This window comes from Lactobacillus sp. UBA5813 (assembly GCF_002417895.1).
Lineage (GTDB): Bacteria > Bacillota > Bacilli > Lactobacillales > Lactobacillaceae > Lactobacillus > Lactobacillus amylolyticus.
The window spans coordinates 1-16,796 of sequence record NZ_DICZ01000010.1 but is presented as its reverse complement, the minus strand read 5'-3'; the positions used below and the strand labels follow the sequence as shown (position 1 = coordinate 16,796).

The 16,796-nt window shown below is 36.9% G+C and carries 19 protein-coding genes and 1 pseudogene; 7 read left to right on the top strand and 13 right to left on the bottom strand.

Going from position 1 to position 16,796, the window contains the following annotated elements; all coding sequences use genetic code 11:
* The first annotated feature begins 1 nt into the window (after position 1).
* The 3 genes from mvaD to fni are packed head-to-tail and all read left to right on the top strand — an operon-like array spanning position 2 to position 3,118.
* Positions 2-964: a diphosphomevalonate decarboxylase gene (mvaD, locus tag B2008_RS02145; RefSeq protein ID WP_281827939.1), complete on the top strand. Its 963-nt coding sequence runs from the start codon at positions 2-4 to the stop codon at positions 962-964.
* 43 nt (positions 965-1,007) lie between these two features.
* On the top strand, positions 1,008-2,090 hold the full coding sequence (locus B2008_RS02140; RefSeq protein WP_281827938.1) for a phosphomevalonate kinase: 1,083 nt from the start codon (positions 1,008-1,010) through the stop codon (positions 2,088-2,090).
* Positions 2,091-2,101: 11 nt separating this feature from the next.
* On the top strand, positions 2,102-3,118 hold the full coding sequence (gene fni / locus B2008_RS02135) for a type 2 isopentenyl-diphosphate Delta-isomerase (RefSeq protein ID WP_281827937.1): 1,017 nt from the start codon (positions 2,102-2,104) through the stop codon (positions 3,116-3,118).
* A gap of 46 nt (positions 3,119-3,164) precedes the next feature.
* On the opposite strand, the pseudogene B2008_RS02130 reads toward fni, so the two are convergent.
* From B2008_RS02130 to B2008_RS02115, 4 genes and pseudogenes are all read right to left on the bottom strand, one after another.
* Positions 3,165-3,951: pseudogene (locus tag B2008_RS02130) on the bottom strand (Cof-type HAD-IIB family hydrolase).
* A 1-nt stretch (position 3,952) separates the two neighbouring features.
* Positions 3,953-5,347: an RsmB/NOP family class I SAM-dependent RNA methyltransferase gene (locus B2008_RS02125; protein ID WP_281827935.1), complete on the bottom strand. Its 1,395-nt coding sequence runs from the start codon at positions 5,345-5,347 to the stop codon at positions 3,953-3,955.
* Positions 5,340-6,245 carry a hypothetical protein gene (locus B2008_RS02120; protein ID WP_281827933.1) on the bottom strand — a complete coding sequence of 302 codons (906 nt, stop codon included), beginning with the start codon at positions 6,243-6,245 and terminating at the stop codon, positions 5,340-5,342. The genes B2008_RS02125 and B2008_RS02120 overlap by 8 nt, the downstream gene beginning before the upstream one ends.
* A gap of 59 nt (positions 6,246-6,304) precedes the next feature.
* Complete coding sequence (locus tag B2008_RS02115; protein WP_281827931.1) at positions 6,305-7,051, bottom strand: SAM-dependent methyltransferase; 747 nt, start codon at positions 7,049-7,051, stop codon at positions 6,305-6,307.
* Positions 7,052-7,135: 84 nt separating this feature from the next.
* On the opposite strand from B2008_RS02115, the gene lepB reads away from it, so the two are divergent.
* Both lepB and B2008_RS02105 read left to right on the top strand, forming a co-directional pair.
* Positions 7,136-7,714: a signal peptidase I gene (gene lepB, locus B2008_RS02110; protein ID WP_281827929.1), complete on the top strand. Its 579-nt coding sequence runs from the start codon at positions 7,136-7,138 to the stop codon at positions 7,712-7,714.
* Between the two features lie 60 nt (positions 7,715-7,774).
* A complete protein-coding gene (locus tag B2008_RS02105) occupies positions 7,775-7,963 on the top strand; it encodes an LBP_cg2779 family protein (RefSeq protein ID WP_281827927.1) in 189 nt (62 codons plus the stop codon).
* 43 nt (positions 7,964-8,006) lie between these two features.
* On the opposite strand, the gene B2008_RS02100 is transcribed toward B2008_RS02105, so the two are convergent.
* The 9 genes from B2008_RS02100 to B2008_RS02060 all read right to left on the bottom strand — a co-directional run bounded on the left by B2008_RS02100 (position 8,007) and on the right by B2008_RS02060 (position 15,507).
* A complete protein-coding gene (locus B2008_RS02100; RefSeq protein ID WP_281827971.1) occupies positions 8,007-9,608 on the bottom strand; it encodes an Nramp family divalent metal transporter in 1,602 nt (533 codons plus the stop codon).
* 77 nt (positions 9,609-9,685) lie between these two features.
* The gene (locus tag B2008_RS02095; protein WP_281827925.1) at positions 9,686-10,027 is read right to left on the bottom strand and encodes a hypothetical protein; all 342 of its coding nucleotides are present in this window, start codon (positions 10,025-10,027) and stop codon (positions 9,686-9,688) included.
* Between the two features lie 2 nt (positions 10,028-10,029).
* Positions 10,030-10,539 carry a hypothetical protein gene (locus B2008_RS02090; protein ID WP_281827923.1) on the bottom strand — a complete coding sequence of 170 codons (510 nt, stop codon included), beginning with the start codon at positions 10,537-10,539 and terminating at the stop codon, positions 10,030-10,032.
* A gap of 18 nt (positions 10,540-10,557) precedes the next feature.
* A complete protein-coding gene (locus tag B2008_RS02085) occupies positions 10,558-11,406 on the bottom strand; it encodes a hypothetical protein (RefSeq protein ID WP_006351183.1) in 849 nt (282 codons plus the stop codon).
* Positions 11,407-11,408: 2 nt separating this feature from the next.
* Entirely contained in the window at positions 11,409-12,113 is a 705-nt protein-coding gene (locus B2008_RS02080) for an ATP-binding cassette domain-containing protein (protein ID WP_281827920.1), read from the bottom strand.
* The gene (locus tag B2008_RS02075; RefSeq protein WP_281827918.1) at positions 12,091-12,474 is read right to left on the bottom strand and encodes a GntR family transcriptional regulator; all 384 of its coding nucleotides are present in this window, start codon (positions 12,472-12,474) and stop codon (positions 12,091-12,093) included. The genes B2008_RS02080 and B2008_RS02075 overlap by 23 nt, the downstream gene beginning before the upstream one ends.
* 305 nt (positions 12,475-12,779) lie before the next feature.
* Entirely contained in the window at positions 12,780-14,021 is a 1,242-nt protein-coding gene (gene pepT / locus B2008_RS02070; protein WP_281827916.1) for a peptidase T, read from the bottom strand.
* Positions 14,022-14,033: 12 nt separating this feature from the next.
* Positions 14,034-14,831, bottom strand: coding sequence for a Nif3-like dinuclear metal center hexameric protein (locus B2008_RS02065; protein ID WP_281827914.1), 798 nt, complete (start codon positions 14,829-14,831; stop codon positions 14,034-14,036).
* A complete protein-coding gene (locus B2008_RS02060; protein WP_281827912.1) occupies positions 14,824-15,507 on the bottom strand; it encodes a tRNA (adenine(22)-N(1))-methyltransferase in 684 nt (227 codons plus the stop codon). Before B2008_RS02060 ends, B2008_RS02065 begins: the two co-directional genes overlap by 8 nt.
* A 141-nt stretch (positions 15,508-15,648) precedes the next feature.
* Between B2008_RS02060 and B2008_RS02055 the strand changes: the two genes are divergently transcribed.
* Complete coding sequence (locus tag B2008_RS02055; protein WP_281827910.1) at positions 15,649-16,089, top strand: 8-oxo-dGTP diphosphatase; 441 nt, start codon at positions 15,649-15,651, stop codon at positions 16,087-16,089.
* On the top strand, positions 16,089-16,751 hold the full coding sequence (locus tag B2008_RS02050) for a M23 family metallopeptidase (protein WP_281827909.1): 663 nt from the start codon (positions 16,089-16,091) through the stop codon (positions 16,749-16,751). The genes B2008_RS02055 and B2008_RS02050 overlap by 1 nt, the downstream gene beginning before the upstream one ends.
* Positions 16,752-16,796 lie beyond the last annotated feature (45 nt).

The window sequence follows — 16,796 nt, the reverse complement described above, 5'->3', positions numbered from 1 at the left end:
TATGAAAAAAACTGCCCGTGCACATACAAATATTGCACTTATCAAATATTGGGGCAAAAAGAACGCGAAATTGCGTTTGCCTCTTATGTCTAGTCTATCAATGACACTAGATGCTTTTTATTCAGAAACCAGTCTTGAGACCGGTCAGCAAAACGAATTTTATTTAAACAATCAAAAACAATCTGATCAGTCGGCTCAAAGAGTGTTCAAGTATCTTCACAAACTTCAAGATCGTTTTGGGCTGCCTTATGATGTGCTAAAAGTTTCATCTATTAACCATGTTCCTACTGCCGCTGGATTAGCCTCTTCTAGTTCTGCTTTTGCGGCTCTAGCTGCTAGTTTTTGCGCATATTATGACTTAGATGTTGATCGCAAAATGTTATCTCGCCTCGCCCGAATAGGTTCAGGTTCGGCAAGTCGGTCAATCTACGGTGGCTTTGCGATTTGGCAAAAAGGTCATGATGACAAAAGTTCTTATGCATATCCTTTAGACGAACAGCCAGCGATGGATCTGCATCTTCTAGCGGTTGAGCTTGATCAAAAACCTAAAAAATTATCTTCTACTAAAGGCATGCAAGCCGCACAGAATTCACCCTTTTTTCAGCCATGGCTTGCCCGTAATGATGCAGAATTAAATGATATGATCGCTGCTATTAAAAATAACGATTTTACTAAATTAGGTTCGCTGGCAGAATTAAATGCGAATGAAATGCATGCCATTAATTTGACTGCTCAACCAGAATTTACTTATTTTGAACCTAACACGATCAAAGCAATTAAATTAGTTGAAGAATTGCGCCAGCAAGGGATTGAATGCTACTACACAATCGATGCGGGACCAAATGTTAAAATTCTTACACCTTTAAAAAATATAAAAGAAATAAAAAAACTCTTTTTGTCGGAATTTAGTAATGTTAAGATAATTAATGCAAGTTTTGGTCCAGGAGTTTCAATTTTAGATTGAGCTGCCTGAGATTAGATAAAAATAGATTAGAGGATTAACTTCTTTGATAACAGAAAAAGCACCTGGAAAATTGTATATAGCTGGTGAATATGCCGTATTGGAACAAGACTGCCCTGCTCTTTTAGTAGCTGTCAATCAATTTGTACGTGTAAGCATTTCTAAAAGTAAAACAGGTACCGGTTTAATTCACTCTAAACAGTATTCTCAAGATTCAATTCATTGGATTCGTCAAGGCTCGAGAATGGTCATTGACAATCGAGACAATCCTTTTGAATACATCTTATCTGCAATTTCCTTTACTGAGCGTTATTGTCTAGAGCAAAATATCAAGATGAATGTTTATGACCTACACGTTAATTCCGATCTTGATTCTGCAGATGGTAAGAAGTATGGCTTAGGTTCAAGTGCAGCCCTTACGGTTGCCACTGTGAAATCTATTTTGCGTTTCTATGGCGTTAAACTTAATAATGAACTGGTTTACAAACTATCAGCTATTTCCCACTACTCTGTTCAAGGCAACGGCTCTGCCGGTGACATTGCTGCTAGTGTTTATGGTGGCTGGGTAGCTTACCAAACTTTTGATAAAAAGTGGCTGAAGAATGAATTAGCCCATAAATCTTTATCTAAAGTGGTAAAAGAAGCTTGGCCAGGACTTAAAATTGAGCTCTTAACCCCTCCTGAAGGGATGAAATTGATGATTGGCTGGAGTCAGAAGCCAGCTTCGACATCACGTTTAGTTGATGAAACCAATGCAAGAAAAATGGATGCCCCTGCTGAATATAAAAAGTTTTTGCAAGCCTCAAGAGAATGTGTTTTGAAAATGGTTCAAGGCTTTGAAGAAAACAATATTGATTTAATCAAGCAGCAAATTCGGGTTAATCGTGCAATTTTGCAGCACTTCGCACACGTTAACCATATTGCAATTGAAATTCCTAGATTGACGAAATTGATTAATATTGCAGAAAAATATGGTGGTGCGGCTAAGACTTCAGGCGCAGGCAATGGCGATTGCGGTATTGTTATCACCGATAAAGGCAGCGACGTTGATGCCTTAGAAAATAATTGGCGCAAGAATGGCATTTTGCCATTGAATTTCCATGTTCACAACATTATTCTTTCTCATTAATTGAGGTTAATATGTCAAAAAGATCCGAAAGAAAAGAAGAACATCTGGCATTGGCCCAGATGTTTTTTAATAAACAAAAAGAAAATAGTTTTGATCAAATGCACCTGCTTCGTCCAACTTTACCAGAAAGCAAAGTTGATCAAGCTTCAATTAGAACCAGTTTCTTGGGCAAAGAAGTTTCTGCCCCCTTTTTCATTGAAGCAATGACAGGTGGTTCTGAGAAATCCAAAAAAATAAATCGGCAATTAGGCAGCGTTGCTGCCAAAGAAAATATTGCTTTGGCTCTAGGGTCAGCCAGTATCTTGGTTAAAGAAAATGAGCAATTGTCCAGCTTTACGGTTGCACGTGAGCAGGATCCAGATGGTCTTTTATTTGCCAATGTCAATCCCCTCACCCCAGCATGGGACGCTGCGAAAATCGTTCAAGAATTGCAAGCTGACGCTCTGCAGATTCATTTGAATGTAGTCCAGGAAGCAGCAATGCCTGAAGGCGAACGCGACTTTTGCTGGCTAAATAATATGCTTGAAATTAGACAAGCAGTTACCGTTCCAATTATCATTAAGGAGGTTGGGTTTGGCTTTGATCAAGCTTCCTTGAAAAAATTAAAAGATGCTGGTTTTGATCTTTTCGATATTGGCGGAATGGGTGGTACAAATTTTGCCCAAATCGAAAATAGCCGTAATCAATACAATCTGTCCTATTTGTCATCTTTAGGATTGCCAACCGTTATTACCAGCTTAATTGCGGAAAAAATGCAATTGGACTTTTTTGTTTCTGGCGGTGTACGCAATCCTCTGGATGTTTTAAAGGGACTTGCTTTAGGAGGAAAATTAGTTGGCATTGCCAATACCTTTTTGCAACAGTTAATGCAGCATGATACAGAAGGCTTAATTGAAGAAATACAAGAATGGAAAAAGGAATTAGCCATCTTGCTAGCGGTATTTGGCAAAAATGATGTAAATTCCTTGTCTTCCCTCAAACGCTATTATGATTTACCTTTAAAAAATCAAATTGATCAAATAATTTAACATAAAATTCGATATTACAAAAAGAGTGCTATTGACTAGCACTCTTTTAATTTTGCAATAACTTCAAAATTTCTTTTTGAACTGCGCTCTCATTATTTGAACCAATAATTTGATCAGAAGCTCTTTTTGCTTCAGGCAAAGCATATCTAGTAACGTAGCTATGACCAACGTATTCAAGCATCCCTACATCATTGCCACTGTCACCAAAAGCAATCATCTCATTTGGCTTTATTCCTAATCGCTGCGCTAAATACTCTAACCCTTTTGCCTTATTCATGCCTTTTTGTTGCATATCAATTGAATCTGCAGTTCCAGAAACAATCGTAAGTTCAGGATATTTTTTACCAATTTAGCCAATAATTCAGGCATCACATCTACTGGAACAGTTAAAGAAATTTTGAAAATCTTATCTTTGATTTCGGATAAAGATTTTACAACGGTCAATTTTTCAAAATATTTCTTCATTTCGTTGTAATATTTTGTACCATCCTGCTCACGAATATATGCACTCGCTAAGCCAGCTACAACAACAGGATAAGAATAACTGCTAGCTATTTTGAACATTTTCTGACTTCTTGATCGCTCAATGATTCAACATGCAGAACTTGTCTGCCTTTAGCTACTAATGCTCCATTTTCAGCAACATAATACAAGTCATCAGCAGTCTTAGGAAATCGTGTTCGCAAATTTTCGAATTGATTGCCACTAGCAATGACAAATTTAACATCTCTTTCTTGCATTAAAGTCAATTCTTTTTGATATAGTTCACGATCATAATCCTGATGATCATTAAGCCATGTTCCATCCATGTCGGTTGCAATTAGTTTAATCATCTTATTCACCTTTCATTGTTCTTAAGCCTTTAGGATAAAAATTCTTTAGCACGCCATTTCCCGTGATTTTACCAAAACTAAAAATAAAGTCATGATAGGCAACTAATACGAAGCCACGCAATTCTGACTTTACGCGTAGTGTCTCACCATGCAAATATTTCCGGTATTCTTCATTGCTTTGCAGTTCGACAACCTGTGTTTGGTCAACTTGTGCCAATACTTCAGCTAGCTGATGACCCGGCTCAAACCGTTTCTTTTTCAGTAAACCTAATTCAACGCCATTATTGATAACCTTGAGCCCTTTAGTACTCTGCTTATAAGCTGGAATGAACACATGATCATGACTGACGAGAGCCTTCAATGGCCAATCAGTTAAAAAGTCTGGCAGGTTGAAATTGCTGAGGACCTTTTCAACCCAGTCGCGTTCATCTTTGTTTAAAAGAGCGGAACGTTTTTTCTTCTTCTTTTTCTTTTCTTTTTTTGAATCAATTGGTGAACTCTCACCAGGCATACGCAAAACTGCAGCAAACTGTCCTTCACCTAGGTCATCTTGTGGCCAAAACCGAAGAGTACGATCGAGCTCCGGTAAATTGTCATCAACAAATCTGGCTTGTCCGTGACTTATTTTTTCTGATTCAACCTGCGTTGGTTCAATCGTCATTTGAAAGGTCTTTACTAACCAAGCAACGATTTCTTCATCTTCTTCAGGTGAAAAAGTACAAGTTGAATAAACTAGTTTACCTCCTGGTCTAAGCATTTTAACCGCTTCGGTCAGAATTTCTTGTTGTCTTTTTCGGCAAGTTAAAACATAGTCAGGTGACCAATAAGAAACTGCATCTGGATTTTTACGAAACATCCCCTCCCCGCTGCATGGTGCATCCACTAAAATAACGTCAAAAAATTCAGGAAAAACTTTAGCCAAAGCAAAAGAATCATCATTTGTGATTAAGGCATTGCTAATGCCCCAACGTTCAAGATTTTCACGTAATGCTTTTACTCTAACGCTGGAGATTTCATTTGCGACCAATAAACCGGAATTTTGCAATGCTTCACCTAATGCCGTTGTTTTCCCGCCAGGTGCAGCACACAAATCCAAGACTTTTTGTCCCAGCTCGATTTGTGCTAAATAAGCAGGAAACATTGCTGCTGGATCCTGAGAATAAACTGTCCCACTCACCCATTCGGGGTCTTCACCTTTGACTTCACCATAATAAGCATTGGGAATAAAAGGAACTGCCTGTGCATTTGAATAAGAAACTTTTTGATGAGCTTTCAATGAATTAATTCGGTAAGCCTTCTTCGTTTCTTGATTCATACTTTCAAAGAGAGCAGCTGCCTTTTCTTTTCCTAGCAGTTTTTGATATTTTTCAATAAATGAATCAGGTAAGTTAAGCACGACGATGCTCCTTCCAATGCAAGAATAACCCAGTGAATACATATGCAAAAATTGCAGCCAGCCAATTTAAGAACAAAAGTAGAATCAAGTGATTTACTTTGCTAAAGAAGCCTAAATATCGAAGCAGAATATAGGCAACAATTGCTAGCAAACTTTCAATTAAAATGAGCCGCAGTTCGCGATTAACCAGCCAGTTTTTATACAGACTGCCTTTCAAATGTGTTAGTTTTACCTGCTTGTGCTGCATTAATGCAATTAACAAATTGGCACCCATTGCCACCAGCCATAGCAAAATAATCAAAATGATTTCTCTGATAACTGAGAAGCGATATAATTGGTGCTTTTTAACAAAAGTGGGCATTGTAATTTTTCCATTATACTGTTTAGCAATCTTTTTAACAGCCGATAAATGCGTTGCATCAATGACAATACGATAATTCTTTAAGTTTGCATTAGCTGTTGGCTGATTAACGCCAGTTGTCAAATAATATTGCGTTTGCTGACTTTGATGATAATTCTTAAACTCGCCAATTACTGAATAATAGCGTTTATGATAGAGAATATAGCGATTACCTTGTCGCTCAATCACATTTTTCTTGGTATCTGGACCCAAAACTGCAAAAGGGACTTGACCTTCAAAGTCATCAGCCTGAAAGTAGCATCCACTTTGCGTTGGTAAAGACCGCAAAGAATGATTTGACCAAACCAAAATTTGCTGCTTATCAATTCGATTATCCAAATGAAGTTGAATATGCTCTTTAGGATATTTCTTTTTGAGGTACTTTAGAAAAGCGCTTATTTTTTCATTTTTGTTCGTGTAAAAATAGCGCGTATTATTATCCATCCCGTGAGCTTCAAGCAACTGATCTGCTTCACGAGATTGAACATTGGACAACATAAAGCCTGCTCCCAAAAAGGTTAGAAAAACGATTAAAATAAATGATATTTTTTCCCAATTCATATTCTTTTTATCTCGTATATTTTTTCATCAATAAAATCATAGCTGACAAATGAACGATTTATTGTTTTCAAATTCTGATCGTTAATAAAATTCATCTTTTGCCAAAATTCTGGTGAATTAGTTGCTCCATCTTTTTCGCCAATAAAAAGCAAATGAGCATCGCTGCAGTTTTTCCAGGTCTTTACTACCGCTAAATCGCTTTGACCAAAATTAGGCGACCAGGAACAAATAATCACATCTGTTTTGGGATATTTTTTAATTGCGCGGACAGCGTCCAAATCTTCAACCTTTTCAAAAATTTGGCTGCCAGTATTTGAGGTCTTTGCCCATTCCAAATTATCCGTAGCAGTGGTTTTAACACCTACACTGTTTAATGCTTTTGACCAATAAGCATTGCCAGCCATAATTTCCAGTGCCGTTTTGGCGTGCAATTTTTCTTTTATCAAATGGGCAGTTTTCAGATTGGGCAAACTCCATATCCCATATTGCAGCGATAAATATTGCCGCAGTCCATTTAATAAATGGTTGATTATAGTCAATTGCTCGCGTTTTACTTCTCCCACGGAATCTAAAATATTTTCAAATTCATCAGGTTCTAATCCTAATTTTTGAGGAGCCTGAGCCAATATCTTTTTCGCAGAGACAGTGACAATAATTTGATTAACCTCTTCTACCTGTTGGTGAACCGTCGGACTATTTAATTGCCTGTCTAAGTGGTTTAATTTTTCTAAATAATTTGTCATGATCGAATTCCTTAATAATGATTTTACCATTCAATCATATTTAAATCAGTTATAATAGTAAGAGTATATAAAAGGAGAGATTAAATGGCAAAAAATGCTAAAGATCTTAAACAAAATAGCAATGACAATGAAAGCTTAGGACGCTTTGTTCTTGAAATTATTATCATGATGGCTGTTTTGATAGGCATTTATTATCTGATTTTTAGTTTCGTTCTGTCTAATGAAACTGTTTCGGGACCATCAATGCAGCCAACATTTGAAAGTAATGATCGAGTGATCGCGGTTAGACATTTTACATTGAAGCGGAATGATATTGTCATTTTAAAAGCTCCGGACGAAAAAAACGCTTTATATATTAAGCGGATAATTGGCCTCCCCGGAGATATGGTTACCAGCAAAAATGATAAACTCTATATTAATGGTAAACAGGTTTCTGAAGCATATTTAAATAATAGTCTAAAGAAAGCCGCTAATAAGAATGGCACGCTTTATACAAATAACTTTACTTTGAAAAAACGAGTTCCTAAAAACTGCTATTTTGTCATGGGTGATCATCGAAATGTTTCTAAAGATTCACGCTATTTTGGCTTTGTAAAGCGCAGTGCAATCGTTGGCGAAGTTAAACTGAGATATTGGCCACTTAATCAGTTGAAAATTTTCTAAAAACATTATTCAATGTGATCTTTCACTTTATGTTAAAATTGAACTGTAAGGAGAATCATTATGAACGAACAAGAAGAATTATCTGATGCAATTATTGATTACCAAGTTAAGCATCATATAAATGATACTGATTTGGCTTTTGCTAGTCACCTTTCAGTTGAGAAAGTTCACGCAATGAAGACCGGCGATGGCGAATTTACCGATGAAGAAGTCAACCAGTTATATGATTACATGTCAGCTAATGCTTAAGTAAAAAAAGTTCCCAAGGCAAATGCCTTGGGAATTTTTTTGTCTATTTTTGTCCTTCTTCTTTTAATTCTTTCTCTTCTGCATCAAAGCCAGAGTGATGAATTTTTACTTTACGATCACCAATATAAATTTCAATACAGGTCCATAACAGCAATGCAGCGATCACAACAATTACAATGTAAGCAATAATCGTTGACACTTCTTTGGAAGCAAATTTAAAACTGACAAATTGACTTGGTAAATTGTATAAATTTAAGAAAGTTAAAACTAGTGCACAAGCCCAACCAAGATAATGCCATAAGGGCTTATTTTTAAACTCGCCCATTTCAGCTTTATTATTAGTCATTATCAGCAGTGGTAAAACTGAGAATGGCAACGCGAAGGCTAAGAAAACCTGTGAATTTTCCATCAGCATATTTAATGCAAAGTGTTGTTGCGTTACGGAATCATTCACTGTAAATGAAACACATAGGAGCACCGGAATAACTGATAACAGACGGGTGACTAATCTTCTTGCCCAGAGTGGCATTTTTAAGTGAATATAGCCTTCCATAATGACCTGCCCTGCAAGTGTACCGGTGATAGTTGAATTCTGTCCAGAAGCCAAGAGAGCAACGGCAAACAGCGTCGAAAGGATACCAGTTCGTGCAACATGAACCAGCAACGGATCGCTCAGCATTTTGGCATTGTCCAAAGCCTGATAAAGACCAAAAAATGAAGAATCGCGAACAGCTCCACTCTTGAAGACAGCAGCTCCCATAATGAGAAGTAAGGCATTTACTAAAAAAGCCAAAGATAATTGGATATTTGAATCCAGAGCTGTATATTTTACGGCATCGCGAATGAGCTGCAAATTATGGTGATCAATTTTTCTCGTCTGTGAAATCGCAGAGTGAAGATACAGATTATGCGGCATAACGGTTGCACCAATAATCCCTAGCGTTCCAGTTAAGGGCGAAATACCGCCGACTACGGGATGCGTTTGAATAATTTTTGCGCTTGGAAATAAACCGACAAATGCCTTGCTCCAATCAGGATTGGACAGCAAAACCTCATATACAAAAACGAGCAAAATAACCAAGATCAAACAGGAAACAACTGCTTCGATTTTTCTAAAGCCAATTCTAGCTAATAGCAGCAACAATAAGACATCAAGTACCGTAATAAAAACAGCCGGTACCAAAGGAATATCAAATAAAAGATTTAGCGCAATCGCGGCACCAATAACTTCAGCAATGTCAGTTGCCATAATTGCCAATTCAGTCATTAGCCATAAGACGATGCCGAGAGCTTTTCCTGTACGCAGTCGAATTGCCTGTGCCAAATCCATTTGCGTAACGATTCCTAATTTGGCAGCCATGTATTGAAGAAGCATGGCCATCAAACTTGAAATTAGAATCGTCGACATTAGAATATATTGAAAACTTTGACCGCCGGTAATTGAAGTTGCCCAATTACCCGGATCCATATAGCCAACAGCCACAAGTGCACCAGGGCCGGTATAGGCCCACAGCATGCGCCAAAAGGTACGCTTTTTGGGAATTTCAATAGTGCCATTAATTTCTGACAGTGATTTTCCATTCGCATATCTAATTAAATAATGTTTTCCTTTTTGCTTCGTTAATAAGACCTTCCTAGAACAAATGAATGTTTCTGTATTCTATTGTAGACTTTTCATATAAAAAAGATCATTCTCTTTGTGAAAAGAAAATGATCTATCCGTTAATTATTGTTAGCTTTAGACTCAACATATTTGTTATAAAGCCAGAGATCAAGAGCTCCTAAAACAATTGCAGCAAAAAGCATGATGACAAATGGATATATAAATTGAATCACGTTTAAATAAATAGTATTAGCCTCAGTCATTTGACTTGGGACTGCCATAAAACGTCTTTCTGCTCTTTCCCAATATGCATTAATTACACCATTAATTAAATTTGCTAAGTATACTCCGGCGACAACTATAATTACCGTAGATAGCCAGCGAATTAGTTTTTTATTATGTGATGGCAAAACATCAGCGATAGTTTGAGAAGAAAAATTAACGAAAGAAACAAAAGTCATAATTAACACGCCACCAGATTGAGACACATCTCCAATCCTTTTGGGTCACCGCTGTTAATCCAAAAAGCTGTTACGCCCTTCCAAAAATTCTGTGTTGAGAAACTATTGGAAGTGCCAAATGACGTGGCACCATTAAGTAAAGAAAGTACTAAAATTTGTGAAATAGAAATCACGATACAGTTCAAAAGAGTGCTAGTAATATTAGCTAAAAACAATTTGTTATCAGAAATTGGAATTAGCCGCCAAGTTTGACTGAATTGCCATTTTTCATTTTTGAAGATAACCCATCCTAAAAAGACAAGATCAAAGATCATTGTTATTTGAATGACAATGGCGTATGGGATCAGCCAGCCTGTGAAATGCTCATATCCCAGTAGGCTGTATTTGTTATGAGAGACGATAATGAAAAGTGAGTAAAAAATCACAACTAAAGCTTGCACAGACAAAAAGAATTTTACATATCGGTTTCTGCGATGGAACAACTCCGTGCAAGCTTGTTTAAAAGTAGTCATATCTATCCCCCTACTTTTCTAATTATTTTGCTTTGCTTCAACGAATTTATCAATCAAGGCATAGTTGGCAGCACCAAAGATCAGATCAAAAATCAACAATTCAATAGTCTCTGGCATAAAGCTGGATGCAAATGAACTATCTTTGAAGAACCATGGATTGCTGTAAATTTCACCGAACATGTTCATTGCCCAGATCACCAAGTAAACGATGACAATCAATACGATTGCTCTAATGACGAAAACAATAAATTTGTTTGACATCATTGGCAAAAAGTCGACGATGGCGCGACTAGTGAAATGCAAGAATGAAATAATGACATACCAGAAAAGACCCAGCAAAATCATGAATAAAATTAAGACTAAGAAATCACCAATATTAACGTCAGCCCAATGATCAACAACGGCCTCCTGATGCAGAGCATAAGCAATTGCTTTTCTAATTCCATTACTTGAGGCATAAGCAATCAAACAGCCAATTAAACCAACAATTGATTGCATAATAACTAAGTAAATGAAACTACAAAATGAACTCAAAGTGTTGCAGAGATAGATCTTACCATCACTCATTGGCACCAAACGCCAAGTTTGACTGCAGTTAATCTTTTCATTTTTCCAAGCAGTTAAAAGCAAGTAAGCAAAGTCGGCTATGAAACTGTACATCAGAAAAATCACAATATACATTAAAATCCAAGCTGGAAGCCAAGGAATTTTGTTGCCAAACATTTGTGCACTTTTAAAGTTAGGCGTCGTAGTTGCCGTAATAAACAAAGTTACTAAAGCCACTGCAACTTGAATTAAAAATACTATATAGGCTGGCTTGCTCTTTTGTTTAAATAATTCTCTGAATAAAGTCCAAAACTTAGTCATAATTACTCATCCTCGCCTTCGTATAAACCTTCATAGTATTCCTCAATACTCTTATGTTCTTCACGAATCTCATCAGCCGTTTTATGAGCGAAAACGGTATTATTCTTGATTACGACAACTTCATCAAGCAAGGCAGCGATTTGATCTACAAAGTGATCCGAAATTAAAATAGTTGACTGTTCGCTCTTCCAAAGAATAATCGAGTTGATGATTCGCTTACGAGCCATTGGGTCAATCCCTGCGAATGGTTCATCCAAAAGATATAAGTCTGCTTGCCTGGCAAAATTTAAAGCAATAATAAGTTTCTCTCGCATCCCGCGCGATAATTGACTTAACTTCATATCAGGATCCAATTTCATAAATTTGCGCAGTTCATCAAATTCGTTCTCCTCAAAATCATTAAAGATATTAACGTAGAAGTTTACGACATCGCCAATTTTGGTTGATTCTGAGAAACCAGTCAAGCCATCGGTAAATGACAAAAATGACTTTCTTTTTGCCACATCATTAGTGTCTTTTAAGGTAACACTTCCCTTATAATTCTTGGCTACGCCGGCAATAATTCGCATCAAAGTAGTTTTGCCTGCCCCATTTTCTCCGAGCAGGGCCACAATTTTTCCAGGTTTTAAACTTAAATTAACATCTCGCAAAATTAATTTTTGATTCTTTTTATAACTTAAATCCTTAATTGTTAGTAGGTCTTTCATTTTTATCCCCCTCCAAGTATTTACTTAATGCTGGTACTAATTCCTCTTTTTTAAGTCCTAAACGCATCATGTTTTGCACGAATTGTTCTAACTGGCCATCTATCAGTGACTGCTTAGTCTGTTTCAATAAATCCGTATCTTCCGTGACGAAATTTCCTTCACCACGTTTCGTATAAAGAATGCCTTGATCATTCATTTGCTGCAAAGCGCGTTGAACCGTATTAACATTGACAGTCAACTCAACGGCCAGTTTTCGCACTGATGGAATTTTTTCGCCGGCTTTAAGTTTTTCCATTGCAATTTGGCGGTACAAATACTGTTCAATTTGTAAGTAAATTGGGATGTTATCCTTAAATTCCATATTCTCACCTCTTTCTTACTGTATTATATATCTATCACACTATTATAGTACAAAAAATATTTTGTCTTTGCAAGTCCTTAAGCTTAGCCAAATGTTCCACAAGTGTGATTTTTTATAATTCAAAAATAAAAGCCACCAGCAAACACTGCTATTAAAGTATTTGTTGGTGGTTTATTTTACTATTACAATTTCAGTGCATAACTTTTAAGCAAACTCAAATCAGCTGTTTTAGCCTGACATAATAGTCTTTTCAGCTGACAAGCAATATTGCTTGCAAAAGCTGCTTTTTCACTAAAAATGTTTCATTATTTTGCACGTTCAGCATTTAATTCAGCCATTTTCAGCATAACATCAACTGTCTTGTACATTGACTCCAAGACAGTGTATTCATATCGACCATGCATGTTTTCTTCACCTGCAAAAATATTTGGACATGTCAGACCCATATAAGTTAACTGTGAACCATCTGTACCGCCACGTACTGGATCTTCGTTAATTTCCAATCCTTCAGCCTTGTATGCATCACGAGCCAAATCTACGATATCCATATGTTTTTTCAACTCATCGGCCATATTGTAATACTGATCATTCATCTTTAGCTTGATGCGTTCTGTGCCAAATTCATCGTTCATCTTTTTAACGATTTCTTTGACCAAATTCTTGCGCTTTTCAAGGCCTTCACGTTCAAAGTCACGGATGATGTAATCCATATGCGCATTATCAACAGTGCCCTTTAAATCTAATAAGTGATAAAAGCCTTCTCTGCCTTCGGTGTTTTCAGGACGATCATGTTCAGGAAGCTGGTTATGAAAATCAATTGCTACTTGAACCGCATTGATCATCTGGCCCTTAGCTACAGCTGGGTGAACGTTAACGCCTTGAATATCCAAACTAAATTGTGCAGCTGAGAATGTGCCCCAATCAAGTTTGCCCGGTGCTTCACCATCGACCGTGAAAGCAAAATCAGCACCAAAGTCCTTTACATCAAAATGTTCTGCTCCAGTACCGATTTCTTCATCCGGTGTGAAGGCCAAACGAATCTTACCGTGTTTAATTTCAGGATGTTTCATTAAATATTCGGCGAAGGTCATTAATTCAGAAATTCCACATTTGTCATCCCCACCAAGCAAAGTATCACCTGAAGCAGTAATAATTGTTTGTCCTTTGTATTTCTTCAAATTTGGAAAGACTTCTGGATCAAGGTAAAATTCAGAATCGCCTAATTGAATTTTGCTTTCGCCATCATAGTTTTCATGAATCTGTGGTTTGACATTTTCTGATTCAAAATCAGCAGTATCACAGTGTGCTAAAAATCCCATAACAGGCACATCATAATCAACATTTGATGGGATTTCTGCAATCACGCAGCCAGCCTTCTGGTTGTAATGAATATCGCTTAAACCTAATTTTTCAAGGTCTTTCATCACAACATTCTTTTGAAAGTTCTCTTCTCTTTCAGTTGATGGAAAACGATCAGCATGTTCGTCAGAGCGTGAATTGACCTTAACATATTTTAAAAATCTTGGCAGCAAGTTTGGATATTCCATAATTATCTCCTTTTAAAATAAATCTTCAAACGGGTTGGTTGATACTTCAGAAAGTTCAACGCCAACCTGCCAGTTGTTCTCTTGATTCCACTTTTTCAAACGATCATAGACCTTGTATTTAAACAGTTTTTCGGTGTAATGTCCTGGGTCTACTACGGTTAAACCAGAAGAGATCATATCGTGACCAACGTGGTAATAAACATCCCCGGTAATAAAGGCATCTAAGCCTTCATCAACAGCACGGTGCCAAAATTTGCCGCCATCACCACAAATAAAGGCTACTGTTTTCACCTTTTTATCATCACTAGCAGTAATGAGCCGAGCCATTTTGATATTCATTTTTTCCTTTACATAATAAGCAAATTCCTTAGCTGTCATTTCTTTAGGGAGTTCACCTTTACGTCCAATTGCGATTCCGTCTTCATCAGGCGCAAATGGTTCGATATTTTTTAAACCGAGTTCTTCAGCTTGCCAATCGGCAGATCCGTCTTGCGCCTTATCGGAGTTGGTATGAATTGAATAAACGGTAATACCGTTCTTGATAATATTGCCATACATTGCATTCTGAGGGTCTGCAAAATCCAAATTTCTTGCTGGCCTAAACATTACTGGATGGTGACTGACGATAAAATCAACGCCTTTATCAGCTGCTTCTTCAACCACTTGTGGCCGGACATCTAAAGTAGTCATAACTTTGGTTACAGGAGCCTCCATTGATCCAATCTGCATTCCGACGGGATCACCCTGACTAGCTATCTCTTCGGGAAAATCTTGACGTAAGCGGGCAACGATATCTTTAACTTTAGTCATCTAATTCCTCCTTAATTAACTCAGTTAAATGATTAATATGATTAATTCGTTCAACATTTTTGTTTTTAGCTTTATTTAAACTGACCAGCAGTTGCTGATAATATGATAATTGTCTTTGCCATTTTTGCTTAAAAATTGGTTCTTTCGCCTTTAAAATCAATGGACCAAATAATAATTCTTTTTCGGTTAATGGCACAATTTGATTAATTTTTTTTGCTTTAATCAATTCATAAGTATGACCAGCTTCCGCTATTAGCCGTTCTTGGACAATTTGATAGCCGTGAATCATAACCCAGCCTCTGACTTCAGGTTCACCAATATTAGCTTCAAGAACCAATGTTGGAAACTTCAAATTGCGCAACCAAGCAGTATTTAATATCTCCGTCATGAGTTTGCCACCCATCCCGGCAATTACCACTGTATCAATTTGATCAGCTGCTGAAACAGTATCCAACCCATTACCCAGCCTAGTTTCAATCTGATTTTCAAAACCGGCTTTCCTAATATCCTCTTGGGCATTTTTTATTGGTCCTTGTCCAATGTCACTGGCAATGGCATAGTTAATTTTTCCAGTTTTAACTAATTCAATTGGTAAATAAGCATGATCCGTCCCAATATCAGCCACTCGGCTTCCAGGATCAACCATGTTCGCTAAGCTTTTTAGACGTAAATTCATAATTCCTCTAATTTAATTAATTTTTATTTGTTTTATGCAAATTATATCATTTTCACGGCCTCACTTTTAATAAGAAAAATAAGAATAATGCTAAAATTTGCCAAGCGCTTTTGTTACAATTAATTCAGAAAGCTGGTAATTATGAGTAGAACAGAACCTGTTACTTTAACCAACATGTGTATGGTTAAAAATAAAGACAAAATATTAGTTTTAGATCGCAATGATCCCGTGTGGCCAGGCCTCACCTTTCCTGGCGGTCATGTTGAAAGCCATGAATCTTTTCATGATTCTGTCGTCCGAGAATTAAAAGAAGAAACGGGTTTAACAATTAAAAATCCAAAAATGGTTGGCGTAAAGCAATTCTACGATCATGACGATCACCGTTATTTAGTATTCTTCTATATTTGTGATCAATTTTCAGGGACAGTAAAAGCTTCTAATGAAGGAAGCTTAAAATGGATGACAAAGCAAGAATTGATGCAACACAAATTAGCTTATAATTTTGATCGTGATTTGCCTGTTTACTTCGATTCTGAAATCAGTGAACACATTCTTGACGGAAAACGAGATGAATTGTTCTAATGGAAAAGATCTCGCGCATCTTGCTAGCAATTGGAATTATTGCAATCGTTATTTTTGCTGCGCAGCCCCTGTGGCGGTCAAATAGTTTCTTTAATCCGGTCCATCATACTAGCCAAGTTAAGAAAAAAAGTGTAACCAAGAAAAAGAAAAAATATGTCCCAACCTGGGGTTATCCCTTTAAACGTTTATATGAAAAGAAAATCAAATTTAAGAGCGGACAAAAATATGGTGAAACCGATGTCTTAAGACGAACAAGTCCAAAAAGCTATTTTCATGATGGTTATGATTTTGGTTTTTCTGAAGTAGGACATAAGGCTGTTCTTGCGGTACATGCGGGTACTGTTCACCGCGTTCATTATCGCGCAGGGATGGGACTTTACGTTTGGATCATCAGTAAAGATGGATATGTAGAAATTTATCAGGAAGGTTTCTTAAATAACTACGATATTTACGTCAAAAAAGGTCAGCATGTTAAATTAGGACAAAAAATCGGCAAACTTACCGGATCGCATATTCACTTAGGAATTACTAAGACTGATAAACATTACATTGATAAACATGGAGATCCATGTGGCAATTGGTGGAAAAATAATGGCACTTGGCTAAATCCAATGAAGATTATTAACGATGATTTAGCTAAAGCGGGCAAACATTATCAATAAGAAAAGCATCATAGCTATGCCTTAACTGAAATGAGACCTAAAAGT

Bases quoted from the DNA above. Each gene is read 5' to 3' on its own strand.
- B2008_RS02120 (WP_281827933.1), bottom strand. From the start codon at position 6,245: ATGTTGTCCAATGTTCAATCTCGTGAAGCAGATCAGTTGCTTGAAGCT.
- fni (WP_281827937.1), top strand. From the start codon at position 2,102: ATGTCAAAAAGATCCGAAAGAAAAGAAGAACATCTGGCATTGGCCCAG.
- B2008_RS02080 (WP_281827920.1), bottom strand. From the start codon at position 12,113: ATGAAAGACCTACTAACAATTAAGGATTTAAGTTATAAAAAGAATCAA.
- B2008_RS02060 (WP_281827912.1), bottom strand. From the start codon at position 15,507: ATGAATTTACGTCTAAAAAGCTTAGCGAACATGGTTGATCCTGGAAGC.
- B2008_RS02085 (WP_006351183.1), bottom strand. From the start codon at position 11,406: ATGACTAAGTTTTGGACTTTATTCAGAGAATTATTTAAACAAAAGAGC.
- B2008_RS02050 (WP_281827909.1), top strand. From the start codon at position 16,089: ATGGAAAAGATCTCGCGCATCTTGCTAGCAATTGGAATTATTGCAATC.
- B2008_RS02095 (WP_281827925.1), bottom strand. From the start codon at position 10,027: ATGACTTTTGTTTCTTTCGTTAATTTTTCTTCTCAAACTATCGCTGAT.
- B2008_RS02055 (WP_281827910.1), top strand. From the start codon at position 15,649: ATGAGTAGAACAGAACCTGTTACTTTAACCAACATGTGTATGGTTAAA.
- B2008_RS02115 (WP_281827931.1), bottom strand. From the start codon at position 7,051: ATGACAAATTATTTAGAAAAATTAAACCACTTAGACAGGCAATTAAAT.
- B2008_RS02075 (WP_281827918.1), bottom strand. From the start codon at position 12,474: ATGGAATTTAAGGATAACATCCCAATTTACTTACAAATTGAACAGTAT.
- mvaD (WP_281827939.1), top strand. From the start codon at position 2: ATGAAAAAAACTGCCCGTGCACATACAAATATTGCACTTATCAAATAT.
- lepB (WP_281827929.1), top strand. From the start codon at position 7,136: ATGGCAAAAAATGCTAAAGATCTTAAACAAAATAGCAATGACAATGAA.
- B2008_RS02090 (WP_281827923.1), bottom strand. From the start codon at position 10,539: ATGACTACTTTTAAACAAGCTTGCACGGAGTTGTTCCATCGCAGAAAC.
- B2008_RS02065 (WP_281827914.1), bottom strand. From the start codon at position 14,831: ATGACTAAAGTTAAAGATATCGTTGCCCGCTTACGTCAAGATTTTCCC.
- B2008_RS02105 (WP_281827927.1), top strand. From the start codon at position 7,775: ATGAACGAACAAGAAGAATTATCTGATGCAATTATTGATTACCAAGTT.
- pepT (WP_281827916.1), bottom strand. From the start codon at position 14,021: ATGGAATATCCAAACTTGCTGCCAAGATTTTTAAAATATGTTAAGGTC.